Origin of the sequence: Mycobacterium ulcerans subsp. shinshuense (assembly GCF_002355775.1) — a bacterium.
Taxonomy (GTDB): domain Bacteria; phylum Actinomycetota; class Actinomycetes; order Mycobacteriales; family Mycobacteriaceae; genus Mycobacterium; species Mycobacterium marinum.
This window is the reverse complement of record NZ_AP017624.1, coordinates 2,544,185-2,559,482: the sequence shown is the minus strand read 5'-3', so window position 1 is coordinate 2,559,482 and position 15,298 is coordinate 2,544,185. Positions and strand designations below refer to the sequence as shown.

Below are 15,298 nucleotides of genomic sequence, written 5' to 3'. Positions count from 1 at the left end.
AGTACCGATCTTGGGCCCGAAGCCGTTTACGCCCTCCATCGACTGGTCCAGTGCATTCGTAGATTCGGTGTTTTGGGTGGCTAAAGCGTGGGCGATCAGCGCCGTCTGCGTGATCGCCGCGTTGGCCCTCTTCAAGTTCTTCACGCCGTGGGGCCGGCAGTTCTGGCGAATCACCTCCGAGTACTTCATCGGCCCCAAAAGCATTCGCGTGTGGTTGATGCTCGGTGTGCTGTTGTTTTCGGTAGTGCTGGCGGTGCGACTGAATGTGCTGTTCAGCTACCAGGGCAATGACATGTACACCGCATTGCAGAAGGCCTTCCAGGGCACCGCCGCCAGTGACGAAGCGGTGAAACGCTCAGGCGTACGAGGATTCTGGATGTCCATCGGGGTCTTCAGCGTCATGGCAGTAATACACGTGGCCCGCGTCATGGCCGACATATACCTGACCCAGCGCTTCATCATCGCGTGGCGGGTGTGGCTCACCGACCATCTCACCAAGGACTGGCTCAAAGGTCGGGCTTACTACCGGGATCTGTTCATCGACGAAACGATCGACAACCCCGACCAGCGTATTCAGCAAGACATTGACGTCTTCACCGCGGGCGCCGGGGGAACACCTAATCAGCCGTCCAATGGGACCGCCAGCACGCTGCTGTTCGGGGCCGTGCAGTCGATCATCTCGGTGATTTCCTTTACCGCGATTCTGTGGAACCTGTCCGGCACGCTGAATATCTTCGGCTTGTCATTCCCGCGGGCGATGTTCTGGACCGTGCTGATTTACGTCTTGGTGGCAACGATCATCTCGTTCGTCATCGGGCGGCCGCTGATCTGGCTCAGCTTCCGTAACGAAAAGCTCAATGCCGCTTTCCGTTACGCGCTGGTGCGATTGCGGGATGCGGCCGAGGCCGTGGGCTTCTACCGCGGCGAGCCGGTGGAAGGCGCACAGTTGGAGCGCCGCTTTCTACCGGTCATCCGCAACTATCGCCGATATGTCCGCCGCAGCATCGCGTTCAACGGCTGGAACTTGTCCGTGAGCCAGACCATCGTGCCGTTGCCCTGGGTGATCCAGGCGCCGCGATTGTTTGCGGGGCAGATCGACTTCGGCGACGTCGGCCAGACGGCCACGGCCTTCGGCAACATTCACGACTCGCTGTCGTTCTTCCGTAACAACTATGACGCATTTGCCTCTTTCCGGGCGGCGATCATCCGTCTGCACGGCTTGGTCGATGCCAACGAGAAGGGGCGCGCACTGCCTGCGGTATTGACCAAGCCAAGCAGCGACGAGTCCGTCGAACTCACCGATGTTGAGGTTCGCACCCCCGCTGGAGATCGATTGATCGACCCGTTGGATGTCCGGCTCGACCGCGGCGACTCACTGGTGATCACCGGCCGGTCGGGCTCTGGCAAAACGACGTTGCTGCGCAGCCTGGCCGAGCTGTGGCCGTTCGCCTCGGGAACTCTGAGCCGTCCAGACGGTGCCAACGACACGATGTTCTTGTCGCAGCTGCCCTATGTGCCGTTGGGCTCGCTGCGAGTCGTGGTGTGCTACCCGAATTCCCCTTACGACATCCCGGACGAGGCGGTGCGCGACACGCTGACCAAGGTCGCCCTGGCTCCGCTGTGCGACCGCCTCGACGAAGAACGCGACTGGGCGAAAGTCCTCTCTCCCGGTGAGCAACAGCGGGCGGCGTTTGCCCGGATTCTGCTGACCAAACCCAAAGCCGTCTTCCTTGACGAAAGCACGTCGGCGCTGGACACCGGTCTCGAGTTCGCGCTCTACGAGTTACTGCGCAACGAGCTACCGGACTGCATTGTGGTCAGCGTCAGCCATCGACCCGCGCTGGAGCGACTGCATAACCAGCAGCTCGAACTGCTCGGCGGCGGCCCTTGGCGGCTGGGTCCGGTGAACCAGGAGCCGGCACCGGCCTAACGACGCCCCGCTCCCGGCGGAAGCGGCAGCCTTTTCGCCAGTGCCGACGAGCGGCCCCATTCATCAGAGCTATTGCATGGCGAATTCATGGCCCGCCACCCAGGGCTCCGGCGTTGTTGATTAGCAGGCTTGTGAGCTGGGTTGATGATCTTTGGTGCCGCGCTATTGGGGCCGGAGTGTAGGCACGGGCTATCTGGAGAACGATCGAGTTGGTTACTGTTCGTCGTTGGTCTGGAGTTGCCCGTGCCTACCGTTTCAGTATTGCCTGTGTCGTCGGTTCCAGAGGTGTTCGACCGCTGGAGTCCTGGTGAGCGCAGCGAGCTCATCGGATCGGAGTTTCTCGATGTGTTGGCCTCGGTGCCAGACCCGAGGGACCCACGCGGTCGGAGGTATTCGCTGATGGCTTTGTTGGCGATCGCGGTTCTGGCCACTGCCGCGGGGATGCGCGGCTATGCTGGTTTTGCCACATGGGCGGCCACCGCTCCCGATGATGTGTTGGCCCAATTAGGGGTCCGGTTCCGGCGGCCCAGTGAGAAGACCTTCCGCGCTGTTTTGTCTCGGCTAGACCCCGCCGACCTCAACGCCAGGATGGGCAGTTACTTCACTGCACACGTGGCCAGCAGCGACCCCAGTGGATTGGTGCCGATCGCGTTGGACGGCAAGATGCTGCGTGGTGCTTTACGCGCCAAAGCGACAGCCACGCATCTCGTGTCGGTGTTCGCCCACCGTGCCCGATTGGTGCTCGGTCAACTCGCTGTCGCCGAGAAAAGCAATGAAATTCCCTGCGTACGTGCCCTGCTCACGCTGCTGCCGGGTAGCTTGCGGTGGCTGGTCACCGTGGATGCGATGCATACCCAGGTCGTCACCGCGAAGTTGATCTGCGCCACCTTGAAGTCGCACTACCTGATGATCGTCAAGTCCAACCAAGCCAAAATACTTGCGCGTATCACCGCGCTGCCCTGGGCCGAGGTGCCCGCAGCCGCTACCGACGACTCCCGCGGCCACGGCCGTGTCGAGACCCGCACCCTGCAAATCATCACCGCTGCACGAGGAATCGGCTTCCCCTACGCAAAACAAATCATCCGGATCACTCGTGAACGCTTGATCACCGCCACCGACCAGCGCAGCGTGAAGGTGGTCTATGCCATCTGCAGCCTGCCGTTCGAGCACGCCCACCCTACCGCGATCATGACCTGGATGCGTCAACACTGGGGAATCGAGAACAGCCTGCACTGGATACGCGACGTCACCTTCGACGAAGACCGTCAAAGGGCACATACCGGAAACGGCGCACAGGTCCTAGCAACGCTACGCAACACTGCGATCAATCTGCACCGCCTCAACGGCGCCGACAACATCGCCGAAGCCTGCCGGATCACCGCTTTGACCGCCAACCGCCGCCTAGACCTCCTCAATCCACAATTCCCCAGCTCACAAGCCTGCTAATCAACAACGCCGGAGCCCTGGCCCGCCACCGACCTCGGCGTCAATTGCGGATACCATCCGGCAATAAATCTACGGCTCACCATCCGGTGAATCAATCGGCATCTTCGGGGTGCTAATTCAACCGGTCATGAATTGTTTATCTTCTCGTCATCGCCCACCATGGCAGGCCGCCGCGATACTACTGGAACCCCCTCTCCCGCAGCCTGACTAGACCACCCGCGGCCGGGCGCATGGCGCCCCGACACTGACCCGGGCGATATTCCGAGTGTGATGAATATTCGGGCATCAACTTGCCTCGATCGATCCGCCTATTGCGCTATATCGCTGAAAGTCATTCGTGTCTCAACAATTCATCGAACCCGGAATTAAAATGGTTTCCAATTAGGACATTTTTGGCATGCCGTCGCGTAATGTCCCGACCCAACCTCGTTAGCGGCAGGTTTTTCTGGCCGATCCAGCGAGATTCATTGGTATTTGGTTCTGGGAGGAGAACGTGATGGCGTTTGTGCTGGCGGTGCCGGACATGGTGGCGGAGGTTGCGGCCGATCTGGCTGGTGTCGGGTCGGTGATCGATGCCGCGAATACGGCCGCGGCCGGGTCGACGACGGGGATCGTGGCTGCCGCTGAGGATGAGGTTTCGGCGGCGATCGCGGCGTTGTTTTCCGGCCACGGTCAGGCGTATCAACAGATCAGCGCTCGAGTCGCGGAGTTTCACGCCCAGTTCGAGCGGGTCTTCGCCGCCGGTGCGCAAGCCTATTCCGGCGCCGAAGCGGCCAACGCATCGTTCCTGCAAGACCCGCTGCAAACTGCGCTCAACGCCATCAACACACCAGTGCAGGACTTGACCGGGCGGCCGTTGGTTGGCAACGGCGCCAACGGTGTGCCCGGGACCGGCGCAAACGGGGCGGCCGGCGGCTGGTTACTCGGCAACGGTGGTGCGGGCGGCTCGGGTGCGGCCGGCCAGGCCGGCGGCGACGGCGGGGCGGCCGGGCTGATTGGGGTGACGGCGGGGCCGGTGGATTCACCGGCGGCATTGATGGTGCCGGCGGAGTCGGCGGGGCCGGCGGGAATGCCGGCCTGCTGGGCGGCCCGGGCGGATCGGGCGGCAGCGGCGGCGACGGGATTGCGAAACTGGGATTCAACGTCGACGGAGGCGCGGGCGGTGCCGGCGGACGCGGCGGCAATGCCGGTTTGCTGTTCTCCGACGCCGGGGTCGGCGGGTTCGGCGGCACCGGCGGCGGAACCGGCGGCACCGGTGGGAATGCCGGGTGGCTCGGGTCGGGCGGGTCCGGTGGCGCCGGCGGCGGTTCCAACGGCGATGGTGGCGCCGGCGGAACCGGTGGCTCCGGCGGACAAATAGTCGGTGATGGCGGCGCGGGCGGCGCCGGCGGGCAAGGCGACCTTCTTGCGGCCGGCGGCAGCGGCGGAGACGGCTGCCAGGGCGGCGACGCCGTGTTGATCGGCACCGGCGGCAATGGCGGCAACGGCGCTTCCGGAGTGCTCGCGGGTATCGGCGGCGACGGGGGCAGCCGTGGATTGCTGCTCGGCGAAGACGGCATCAACGGCGAAGCCGCCCCTCCGAATACGCACATCGTGTTGCTCGGCGGGGATTTCCCGGCGGCGGCTAGCTAGCGGTGCCGGACGGCTGCGGCGCTCGACACGATGTGCCGTGATGACTTAGGGGGCCACGCGGGCGCCCGCGTGCGCCGCGGCATGGGCTCCGGCACGGCGCCCGAAGAATGATCCCTCCCCCAGCTACGTACCGCTCGCGTAGCCCTTGCCATCCTGGGCGATGTTGGAGGCGCACGCGCCGGCCGCATATAGGCCCGCCACCACCGACCCGTCGCTTCGCGGCACCTCGCCGTCGACCGATGTGGCCAGTCCACCGAGGGTGAAGCCGGCATACATCGCCTTGCCCAGCGACATGTCGAATGCTCCCCATGGCCCCTTGTCCTGGGGGGCAAGGAATTCCGGCTGTTTGTGAAAGTCGGGATCCTCGCCGCGCGCGGCATAGGTGTTGTAGCGATCCAGCGCCGCAACCAAATTGCAGTCCGGAATGCCAAGTGCGGCTTCCATTTCGGCGACGCTCTCCCACCCGTCGATCAACGGAACCAGCGGCATCTTGGGATGCTGCAGGTGTGCCTCGTCGACGATCAGATAGGCCGCGCTGTCGGGTTGATCCATGATGAACCCCGCCGTGCGGGAATGATATGAGTCCTCGGCGACGAAACGCCGTCCGAGCTTGTTGACGATGACGCCGGTCAGCAGGATCGATGGCGGGTACGGCGGAGCGGTAACGAAGATCTGATCCATGTGTTCGGTGGCGCCGCAAGCCGACACCCCCATCCGAATGCCCAGCCCGTCGTCGTAGGTGTTGCCGAGCACGAACGGCTTCTCGGCCAGTTTCGGGGTGTACTTGGCGACCATCTCAGGGTTCATCACAAATCCCCCGGCAGCAATAATCACCGACTTCGCCTTGATCGCGCCGGTTTCGGTGAACCGCTTCCACATCACTCCGGCTACCCGGGCCGCCGTTCCCGAGCCGGCCACGATGAGTTCGGTGGCGCCCGTCTCGTAGCGGATCTGCACCCCCAGGCTCGCGGCTCGTTTGAGCAGCAGGTCGATCACCATCGACGCGCCGCCGGTGTCACCCGGAACCGGCACCTTGTGGCCGCGTGGCGCCGGCACCGCCTTTTCGAAGAAGGGCCAAACCTTCTCATTGCCGGTGAACATCAATCCCTCGGTGTTGGGCTGGATCACCGCCTTCCCGGGAAAGTAACTACGCTCGAACTGAAAGCCGAGGTCTTCGAGCCAGTTGAAGTGCTCGACGCTACCGTCGCAGTAAGCGCGAATCTTGGCGTGATCGGGCTGGCGCGACACCGCAGCCAAGTACTTGTACATCTCATCGGGTGTGTCCGAGTGACCGGTCGCCTGCTGGACCGCCGTTCCGCCGCCCAGATAGAAATGCCCTCCGGCCAGCGATGTGGTTCCGCCCGCCGCGGCGGCACGTTCGAGCACCAGCACCCGGGCGCCGGCGGCGGCCGCCGCGACTGCTGCGCATCCCCCGGCGATACCGAAGCCGATTACCACCACATCGACGTCATCCGTCCATGAGGTCACCGTGTCTGAGCTAACCGTCGCTGGTATCTCGGTGTTCAACGCTGCTCTTTTGATGTAGTCATAAAACGCCTTGATTTCCGGCGAGAAGTACGCAATTTCCACAAACGGCACCCCCGCCTGTGGTGCCGCGACGTAGGCGAACTGAATTCCCCCCGGCATCGAGCCGCGCTGGACCACGCTGGCGCCGTGGTCAGCGGCCTCGGCCAGTGCGATCTCAAGCTGCTCGGGGCCCTCGACCTCCAGACAGATGTGATGCAGGCCCGGCCCGCAATCGCGCAGAAAGTCACTATAGATATTCTCTCCGCGGACCGGAGAGATCAGCTCCAGCTGCATGTCGCCGAGATAGCTCAGGGAGATACTCGCGACAAAGTCGGCGGGCTTGCCGCGATAGCTGCAGCTGTCCGGAGCAAAGTGCACATCGGGTATCCGCACCCACTTGCGAGCGCCCAATAAGCCTGTGAGCGCTGCTTCTGTAGCATCCAGATCCGGGGTGACCCACGCAATCTGTGTCGGCGACCGGACAGAAAGGTTCATCGTCTCGCAGGATAGCTCAGCCCGCTGAGCCCAGAAAGAGCGCAGAGTAACTTTGCCATCGTCACTAGTGGCGGTAACGCCGGGCCCAGGTGAACACGTTCTAATTCGGCGAGCGGCGCGGGTAGGTGGTCGGTCGGACGCAGCGGTGTCAGCGACTCCGGGATTCCGGCCGAAGCGCGACCGCGGGCGTTTTAGCCGGCAAACGGCACTCCGAGATCCTGGCGCATCTCGTCAGAGGTGCGCTGCCAGGAGACCGCGGCGGGAAAATCGCCCCAGATGCTGTTAAAGATCCCCACCAGCTGCCCTGGCCCTGCGCCGGCAAGGTAGACGGGTCCGCCGGAGTCACCCCGCTGACTTTCGACGCCACCGGTCATGGTGAACCACCCATTGTTGACGCTCTCGACGGTCCCGCACGTTTCCCCGGTGGTGATGCCGAAATGGCAGACCGCTTGGCCAGGTTGCAGCGCGAGACCCGGGTTTGAGGTCAAGGGGCGTCCCCCCGGCATGATGTTGCTGATCCGCACCCCATCAACCAGCATGATCGCTTCGTAGTCTTCGATCGTCTGATCGGTGGCCACCGTGGTACCGCTGGGTGTGTTGTCGCGGAAGGCCCGCAGCTGCCCGATGATGGCGTTGCCCCGGTCGGTGACTGGTCCGTCGCCTCGGCAGTGCCCCGCGGTAAAGGCCATGTGCATCGCGGGATCGACCCAGGCCAGGGTGCAGACGTGGTTGTCCTGGTGGATCTCCATGCCGGGGAACACCAGCGGCGGTTCGGCACGTGCGGCCGGCGCCCACGCGAACGCGAGGGCCGCGGTCGTGGCTGATACGGCGAAAGCACGCAATGCCAGGCGGCGAGCCATGGAATCTACCCTTCGGGGCCGGCGCAATGCCGACCACAGTTAGACGTTACGGCGTATCTCGACTTGACGAATAACTTTTCGTAAACGGCCCCCCGGCCGTTACATCGGCTAAGTCGGACGCTAGCCAGACGTGGTCACAGTGGCTGCATCCTCGGCCCGAGGTGTTGCCGTCGTCGACGGTTGCCACCCCGGCGGCCCAAACGCGTAGCCTAGCCGGTCACGCAGCCTTGTCGCCGATCGCCAATCGCGAGCAATCGCCACATACTCACGCGTCTGCAGCTTCCAGATGTTGAACGTGTCGACCGGTTTGGTCAGTCCGTAGTGCGGCCGAGCGGTCTCCGCCTGGAAGCTGCGGAACAGCCGGTCCCAGATGATCAGGATGCCCCCGTAGTTCTTGTCCAGGTACATCTGGTCCATCCCATGGTGCACCCGGTGATGCGACGGAGTGTTGAAAATGAACTCGAACCAGCGTGGCAGCTTGTTGATTCGCTCGGTGTGCACCCAGAACTGCTAGATCAAGCTCACCGAAAACCCGAAGAACACCATCCAGGGCGGTAACCCCAACAGCGGCAACGGAACCCACATGAGCACCTCGCCGCTGTTGTTCCATTTCTGCCGCAACGCGGTGGCAATGTTGAAATATTCGCTGGAGTGATGTGCCTGGTGAGTGGCCCAGATCAACCGGACTCGGTGAGCGATGCGGTGATAGGTGTAATACAGCAGGTCGACGCCCACGATCGCAATGACCCAGGTGTACCAGCGCCCCGGCGAAAGATGCCACGGGGCGACATAGGTGTAGATGGCCGCGTAACCCAGCAAGGCCAGCGTCTTCCAGAAAGCGATGGTGACCAGTGATACCAGGCCCATCGAGATGCTCGCGACGGAATCGCGGGTGTGGTAGGAGCCCGATACCGGCCGCGGTGTTTCGGTGGCGCCTGCCTCGAGTTTTTCCAGCTTGCGAGCGGCCGCCCATTCGACCGTCAACAGGAACAGAAAAAATGGGATGGCGAACAACACCGGATCGCGCATTTCGCCGGGCAAGACGGCGAGGAAGCCTGGTAGAGCACTCACGTTAGACAGACTACTGATATCCGGTTTGCCGTCCCAGGGCCAAAAGGCCCGGCAATCGTGGAGGTAGCGCCATGGACGGCCCGCCGCGCAAGCCCAGCATGCCCTACCGGCTCTGTTACGCGCCTCCGGTCGGCGCTGCCGACTGTTTCCCGTTGCCGGGCTGGACCGCTGGGCCGCCCACCCACGGTCTATGAGGTCAGCCCGCGACTGTCCGGGGAAGCGGGATCGAACCTCACCTGCTATGTCTGCACGGCGGCGGGTACGTGCCGGATCTGTTGCCTCATTTCCACTGGCCCGCGATTGCAAGATTCGCCAACACCCTGCGCCGCACCATGACGGTGCCGATCTACCCCATCGCCCCCGAACTCACCTACCGCAAGGTGTTCCCGTTCCTCTTGCGGCTCTATCACCGGATTTTGCAGACCAGTGACCCGAATTCGGTTGCGTTCAGAGGTGATCCGGCCGGGGGCGGGATGGCGTTCGCGCTGTGCCATGCGCTGCGCGACGCGGGACTGCGGTACGCGGGACTGCGGTACGCGGGCGGAGATCCGCTGGGCACTCCCCTGCTGAGCCCGAGCGTCGGCCCGCTGATCTGCTTGCCCCGGCTGACGATATTCACTGGGACTCATGACGTGCTCAATCCCGATGCGCGCGCGTTGCGGGAGCGCGCCGCTGACGAGGGGCTCGACATCGGATGGTATGAACGCGACAGAGGTTTACACGTGTGGATGCTGATGCCGGGCCACGATGCGGCCGCGGCGCTGGCCCGGATGAGCGAGGGGCTGAGCGGTTGAGCCGGGTACTGGTGATTGGTTCTGGTTTCGCGGGACTGTGGGCGGCCCTGGGCGCCGCGCGGCGAGTCGAGGAGCTCGCCGTACCGCCCGGGTCCGTCGACATTACGGTGTTGAGCGCCAAACCGTTTCACGATATCCGGGTTCGCAACTACGAAACCGATCTGAGTACCTGTCGGATCCCGCTCGCCGACCTCCTCGATCCAGCCGGGGTCTCACATATTCCCGCGGTGGTGGTTGGGATCGACGCCGCGGCACGCCGAGTGCGCACCGCCGACGGCCAAACGTACGAATACGACCGCTTGGTGCTCGCCTCGGGTAGTCAGGTGGCCAAGCCCGACCTTCCTGGCCTGCAGGAGTTCGGATTCGATGTGGACACCTATGAGGGTGCCGTCCGGCTGCAATGTCACCTGCAACAACTGGCCGATCGGCCGCCAGCGGCCGCCGCGGCCACGGTCGTGGTGGTGGGAGCCGGGTTGACCGGGATCGAAACCGCTTGCGAGCTGCCCGCTCGGCTCGCAAAGTTGTTCGCCCACAGTGCCGTCGTCCCCCGAGTGGTACTGGTGGACCACAACCCCGTGGTCGGCTCGGATATGGGTGCGTCAGCGCGGCCGGTGATCGAGGAAGCGTTGTCCGAGGTCGGTGTTGAGACCAGGACCGCGGTCGGTGTTACCGCGGTCACCGAGGCTGGCGTGGCGCTGTCATCGGGTGAGCTGCTCGAGGCGGCCACCGTGGTGTGGTGCGCCGGCATGCGCGCAAATTCGCTGGCCGAACAACTGCTGGTACACCGTGATCGGCTGGGGCGTGTCGAGGTGGACGACTACCTGCGGGTGGTTGGGGTTCCCGAGATATTCGCCGCGGGCGATGTGGCCGCCGCCCAGATGGACGACGACCACGTGTCGGTGATGTCGTGTCAGCACGGGCGGCCGATGGGACGGTATGCGGGCTACAACGTGATCAGCGACCTGTTCGGCGAGCCACTGCTGAACCTGCGGATTCCCTGGTATGTAACGGTTCTCGATCTGGGACCGGCCGGCGCGGTCTACACCGAGGGGTGGGACCGGATGGTGGTGTCGCGTGGCGCGAAGGCCAAGGCCACCAAGCAGACCATCAACACTGAGCGGATCCACCCGCCGCTGACCCGAGATCGCGCGGACCTGTTGGCAGCCACCGCTCCGGACCTACAGGACCGGCCGTAGGTCAGTCCGGCTCGGTGCCGGGCAGCACGGGATTGGACTGCTCACCTGCGTACCAATGCACTGCGTAGATGCCTGGTTGTAGGGACAGCTCGGCCACCAGCCGCTCTAGCTTGGCGGGCGTGTGACCGTCCAAAAGGATGTGGGCGGTCAACGCGATGTTGTCGTCGTTGGCCTGGCCAGTGTGAATGCCACGGAGAATGATGTCGTTTCTGGCGATGTGTTGGACGATCTGGGCGCGCGCGTACTTCGCCGTCTTGGGGCGGCAGAGAACCTGTAGGCGATAGGGCTGCAGGCCTTCATCCTCTTCGACCCCGTTGTCGTGGTCGATCAGTCGGCCCAGTGGGCGTCCCAGCAAGTGAACGCTGACGATGGTGCCGGTAGCGATCAGCGCAAAGATCAAGTGTCCGGAGGCCGCCAGCACGCCCACCGCTGCCGAGCACCACAGGGTGGCGGCGGTGTTGAGGCCGCGGACGTTGAATCCCTCCCGCAGGATTACTCCACCGCCGAGAAACCCGATACCGGACACGACGTAGGACGCGACCCTGGTGGGGCTGCTGTCCTCGGTCGCGACGGCGTACAAGACGAATAGCGTGGCTCCGGTGGCCACCAGGGCATTGGTGCGCAACCCGGCCATGCGCGCGCGCCATTGCCGCTCGATGCCGATGAGGGCGCCACAGCCGAGTCCGACCGCCAGTCGAAGTGTGAACTCAGCAACGCTCAGGTCCTGCACTGGCGTCGCACTCCCTTCCTGACCGGCACGATGGCGACGGCAGCTAAGCACGCCTGGGTTAACGGCAGGTGGAGTCAAGGCGAACCGGCCGCATCGTAGTGGTACTCAGCGACGACCTACCGGCGGCTCAGGGGCGATCCATTCGGTGCGATTTGGGCAATTTCGTTTTCGGCCGCATGGTTGAGCCGAAAGCCGCGACCTGCTAGATCAGGCGTGGCTGAGGTGATGCGGACAGTAGTAGGTCGCCGCCAGCACAGCGAACTGCGATGCCGCCTCCATATTGAATCCGGGATTGTGGGTCTTCACATCATGAACCAGTTCCAGGCCGGATTCGCCGCCGTCCAGACACCAGCACACCGCCTTGGCCGATCCGATGGCTTGGTCCGGGTTGGAATAAGTGATACCGGCATTTTGCAGTGCGGCAAGAAAGCCGACGTCGTCCCCCCCGCCTTCGTCAGGGTGTGCGTGCGCGGGCGCGGCCAGCCAAATCATGGCAGACAGCCCAAGGAGAGCAAATAGCGTTTTCATTGTTAGCCATTCTCCGATCCCACAGCAGTTGCCTATTGCCAATTATTCCAGCTCGAGCTGGGGCATAGCTGTTAAATGTGTGTGGTCTAGCCACTGCCGCAGCGGAATGCGGCACTGGCATCGATGATGCCCACCGTTGCGGGTCGAAATTCCCCGAATGCTGTTCCAATCTTCTTGGCGCGCCGGCTATTTGGCGCTCTAGTGACGCGATTGTGGCAGCGCAGCGCGGGTAAGACGCTTCGAGATCCCGGCATCGGGGCCCATCATTGGGCAGCTCCAACGTCGAACTGCACTTCCCCACTAGCCTGGCTGCGCATCGGTGGGCACGACTTTGGCTTTGTCGCCTTTGGACAGGTGCACAGCATGGATACCGGGTTTCTTCGCCAGCTGCTCCAAGAGACTGTCAAGACCTTCCTGATCGACAGTATGGTGCTGGACACTTTCGGGCTTCTCCGATATTTGCGCGACCAGACGTTTCAACTTTTCCGGTGAAGTGGCGTCTTTGAGGTCTTTGAGCGGAGTGAGGCGACTGCGGACGCCGGCGCGTTTGTACGCGTCCGGGGCCCCGGCACCAAAGGCACTTCCGAGCATGCCCGCCACTGCCATGGAGCTGAGCAGCCCTCCCTCGCCGAGTGCCGCTGCCGGGACGGCCTCGGGTCCGGCGGCCGACAGCGCGGCGGCTACGGTCCTGATGGTCGGCGTGGCCGCGGCCCAGCTCGGTGGAACCGTCAATTTTCCGACCAGGGTGCCGCGCCCCCAGTGCGGCGTCATCGCCTCCGGCTGTATCGCGCTAAACAGCGTGCCCTGGTTCCAGTGCGGAGCCAGCCCGAGGCCGCCTCCCAACGCGTCCTTGGGAAGCGGGCCGAGCCCGGGGTGCGGGGCGAACTTGAGGAACTGCGAGGCGGGGAAGTTGATCAGCAGGCCGATGTCGTTAAACCCGGTGGTGAAGTTCAGCGGAGTCTTGATGGCGTTGTACAGCGTTAAATAGGTCGTCGCGCCGGATGGCCCGAAAAGGCCGTTCAGCAGCGCGGTGACCGCTGCGGTATAGCCGGTGCTGAGGTCGGCACCCAACTGCAGTAACCAGGAGATGGGGCCAGTTGCCAGCAGGTCCTGCACGGTGGCGGCCGGGGAGGCAGCGGCAGCTTGGCCCACCACTGCGGCTTGACTGGCCAACCCGGCAGCATTGACGACTTGCGGTGGTTCGGCAAATGGCGTGACTTCGCTGGCGGCCGCCGACGAGCTGGCGTAGCCGTCCATCGCGGTGGCGTCTTGTGCCCACATTTCAGCGTATTGCGACTCGGCCGCGGCGATGGCCGCAGTGTTCTGGCCGAATAGGTTGGTGGCCACCAGCATTGCCAATTGCGCGCGATTGGCCGCGATCTCGACCGGTGGCACGTGTGCGGCAAACGCGGTCTCATAGGCGGTCGCCGCGGCGGTGGCCTGTGTCGCCGCCTGCGCGGCTTGTGCGGCGGTGGCGCCCATCCACGTCACGTAGGGTGCGACCGCGGCCGCCATCGCCAGCGAGGACGGACCTATCCATGGCCCGCTGGTCAGGCTTGCGATCACCGAGGAAAACGCGGCGGCCGTGGACTGCAATTCCGCGGCAACCGCGTCCCAGGCTGCCGCGGCGGCCAGCAACGGCCCCGATCCAGGACCGGTGTACATCCGGCCCGAGTTGATCTCCGGCGGAAACGCTGCATAGAACATGCGGTACCCCTTACCTGGACTTCTGTGCCTGGATCGCCCGGGCCGGGCTGCTGTAGGAGTTCTCGTGATTCATGGCAGTCGGCGTCCTATTCGTCGAGCGCCGGGATCACGATGATGGTGGCGGCGGCTGGGTCGGCCTCGGCAACAACCCCGCCGAGCGAGTTCGCCACGGCACCCCCACTGGACGAACCAAACGTGCTGGCCCCCATGGCACGTCCGGCGAGGCTGGACAGCGCCATCTGGCCGAAGACCCCCGCCTCGCCCGGTAGCCCAGCGGTCGGCGCGGCCGCCAGGTTGGTGGATAGCACCGATGAGACCAGTCGCATCGCGGGTGCGGCCTGAGTCCAGCCTTGCGGCACCGACATGCTGCCCACCAGGGCGGCGCGCCCCATCGTCCCCGATACCGAGTTCGATACCGACGCCGAAGTCAATCCGACGCCGCCGGGACTGATCTCCGGAACCAGCGGCGCCAGCGTCCCGGTGATCGCTTTCGGACTGTAGAAGGCGTTGAGCCCCTGAGCGTTTTGCACGTAGGCGTAGACCTGCCCGAAAGACAGGAACGGGCCACCCGGTATCGAACTGATCCCCTGCAGTGAGAATGGCCCGGTCAAGGTTGCCATGATGGTATTCCAGTTCGCCAGCTTGGTGGCGAGCCATGGAGGCAGGGACACCTCGGGCAGGATGGACGCCGCGGTCGGTGCGGCGCTCGTTGTCGCGAGGGTTTGCAGCGCATTCGGTACCGAGGTGATCAGTCCGGCCAGCTGGGACACTACGTCTGAGCTGGCGGCGGTACTGCTGGCCTGGGCCACGGCGGCGGATTGAGCGGCCCCCGCCACCGGATTCGTGGTTTGCGGCGGCTCGGTAAATGGCGTCAGCGCCGAGGCCGCGGCCGCAGTGCCGGCATAGGCGTACATTGCCGCCGCGTCTTGGGCCCACATCTCCAGGTATTGGGCTTCGGCGGCCGCGATAGCGGGAGTGTTTTGTCCGAAGATGTTGGTCGCGATCAGCGCCATCAGTAACGCGCGATTGGCCGCGATCACCGGCGGTGGCACCGTGGCCGCAAATGCCGTCTCATACGCGCCGGCGGCCAGCTTCGCCTGGGTGGCGGCCTGCTCGGCTTGAACGCCCGTGGTATTGATCCAGGTCACGTAGGGTGCGGCCGCTGCCGCCATCGTGATCGACGACGCACCGGTCCACGGTGCCACGGTCAAGCCTTGGACCGTTGAGCCATACGAAGCTGCCATGGATTGCAGCTCGGCGGCCAGCTCGTCCCACGCCGCGGCCGCAGCTATCAGCGGCGCCGCGCCTGGCCCCACATACATCCGCCCCGAGTTGACCTCCGGCGGAAGCGCCCCAAAGTCAATCATCTGCTACCTCCGGTT

Annotated in this window: 10 protein-coding genes and 3 pseudogenes; 5 read left to right on the top strand and 8 right to left on the bottom strand. The window is 64.3% G+C overall.

Features of this window, described 5'->3' with window-relative positions:
• Positions 1–10 precede the first annotated feature (10 nt).
• The 3 genes and pseudogenes from SHTP_RS11455 to SHTP_RS11440 all read left to right on the top strand — a co-directional run bounded on the left by SHTP_RS11455 (position 11) and on the right by SHTP_RS11440 (position 5,008).
• A complete protein-coding gene (locus SHTP_RS11455) occupies positions 11–1,930 on the top strand; it encodes a vitamin B12 ABC transporter pemease/ATP-binding protein BacA (protein WP_096370654.1) in 1,920 nt (639 codons plus the stop codon).
• Between the two features lie 243 nt (positions 1,931–2,173).
• Positions 2,174–3,376: an ISAs1-like element IS2404/ISMul1 family transposase gene (locus SHTP_RS11445; protein ID WP_420872994.1), complete on the top strand. Its 1,203-nt coding sequence runs from the start codon at positions 2,174–2,176 to the stop codon at positions 3,374–3,376.
• Positions 3,377–3,872: 496 nt separating this feature from the next.
• A pseudogene (locus SHTP_RS11440) lies at positions 3,873–5,008 on the top strand (PE family protein).
• Positions 5,009–5,131: 123 nt separating this feature from the next.
• Here SHTP_RS11440 and SHTP_RS11435 read toward each other — a convergent pair.
• From SHTP_RS11435 to SHTP_RS11425, 4 genes and pseudogenes are all read right to left on the bottom strand, one after another.
• Positions 5,132–6,535 carry an FAD-binding protein gene (locus SHTP_RS11435; protein ID WP_231991602.1) on the bottom strand — a complete coding sequence of 468 codons (1,404 nt, stop codon included), beginning with the start codon at positions 6,533–6,535 and terminating at the stop codon, positions 5,132–5,134.
• Positions 6,536–6,640: 105 nt separating this feature from the next.
• A pseudogene (locus SHTP_RS28850) lies at positions 6,641–7,030 on the bottom strand (VOC family protein); the annotation flags it as partial.
• A gap of 191 nt (positions 7,031–7,221) precedes the next feature.
• Positions 7,222–7,890, bottom strand: coding sequence for an Rv1815 family serine proteinase (locus SHTP_RS11430; protein WP_096370650.1), 669 nt, complete (start codon positions 7,888–7,890; stop codon positions 7,222–7,224).
• Between the two features lie 120 nt (positions 7,891–8,010).
• Positions 8,011–8,961 (bottom strand): annotated as a pseudogene (locus tag SHTP_RS11425) (sterol desaturase family protein).
• Positions 8,962–9,224: 263 nt separating this feature from the next.
• Between SHTP_RS11425 and SHTP_RS11420 the strand changes: the two are divergent.
• The gene (locus SHTP_RS11420) at positions 9,225–9,755 is read left to right on the top strand and encodes an alpha/beta hydrolase (protein ID WP_231991396.1); all 531 of its coding nucleotides are present in this window, start codon (positions 9,225–9,227) and stop codon (positions 9,753–9,755) included.
• Complete coding sequence (locus tag SHTP_RS11415; RefSeq protein WP_096370648.1) at positions 9,752–10,951, top strand: NAD(P)/FAD-dependent oxidoreductase; 1,200 nt, start codon at positions 9,752–9,754, stop codon at positions 10,949–10,951. Before SHTP_RS11420 ends, SHTP_RS11415 begins: the two co-directional genes overlap by 4 nt.
• Before the next feature lies 1 nt (position 10,952).
• On the opposite strand, the gene SHTP_RS11410 is transcribed toward SHTP_RS11415, so the two are convergent.
• From SHTP_RS11410 to SHTP_RS11395, 4 genes are all read right to left on the bottom strand, one after another.
• The gene (locus SHTP_RS11410; protein WP_096370647.1) at positions 10,953–11,681 is read right to left on the bottom strand and encodes an MgtC/SapB family protein; all 729 of its coding nucleotides are present in this window, start codon (positions 11,679–11,681) and stop codon (positions 10,953–10,955) included.
• A 207-nt stretch (positions 11,682–11,888) separates the two neighbouring features.
• Complete coding sequence (locus SHTP_RS11405) at positions 11,889–12,209, bottom strand: DUF732 domain-containing protein (protein WP_012394400.1); 321 nt, start codon at positions 12,207–12,209, stop codon at positions 11,889–11,891.
• 300 nt (positions 12,210–12,509) lie between these two features.
• Entirely contained in the window at positions 12,510–13,916 is a 1,407-nt protein-coding gene (locus SHTP_RS11400) for a PPE family protein (RefSeq protein WP_012394399.1), read from the bottom strand.
• Positions 13,917–14,002: 86 nt separating this feature from the next.
• Positions 14,003–15,283, bottom strand: a complete 1,281-nt coding sequence (locus SHTP_RS11395; RefSeq protein ID WP_096370646.1) for a PPE family protein — start codon at positions 15,281–15,283, stop codon at positions 14,003–14,005.
• Positions 15,284–15,298 lie beyond the last annotated feature (15 nt).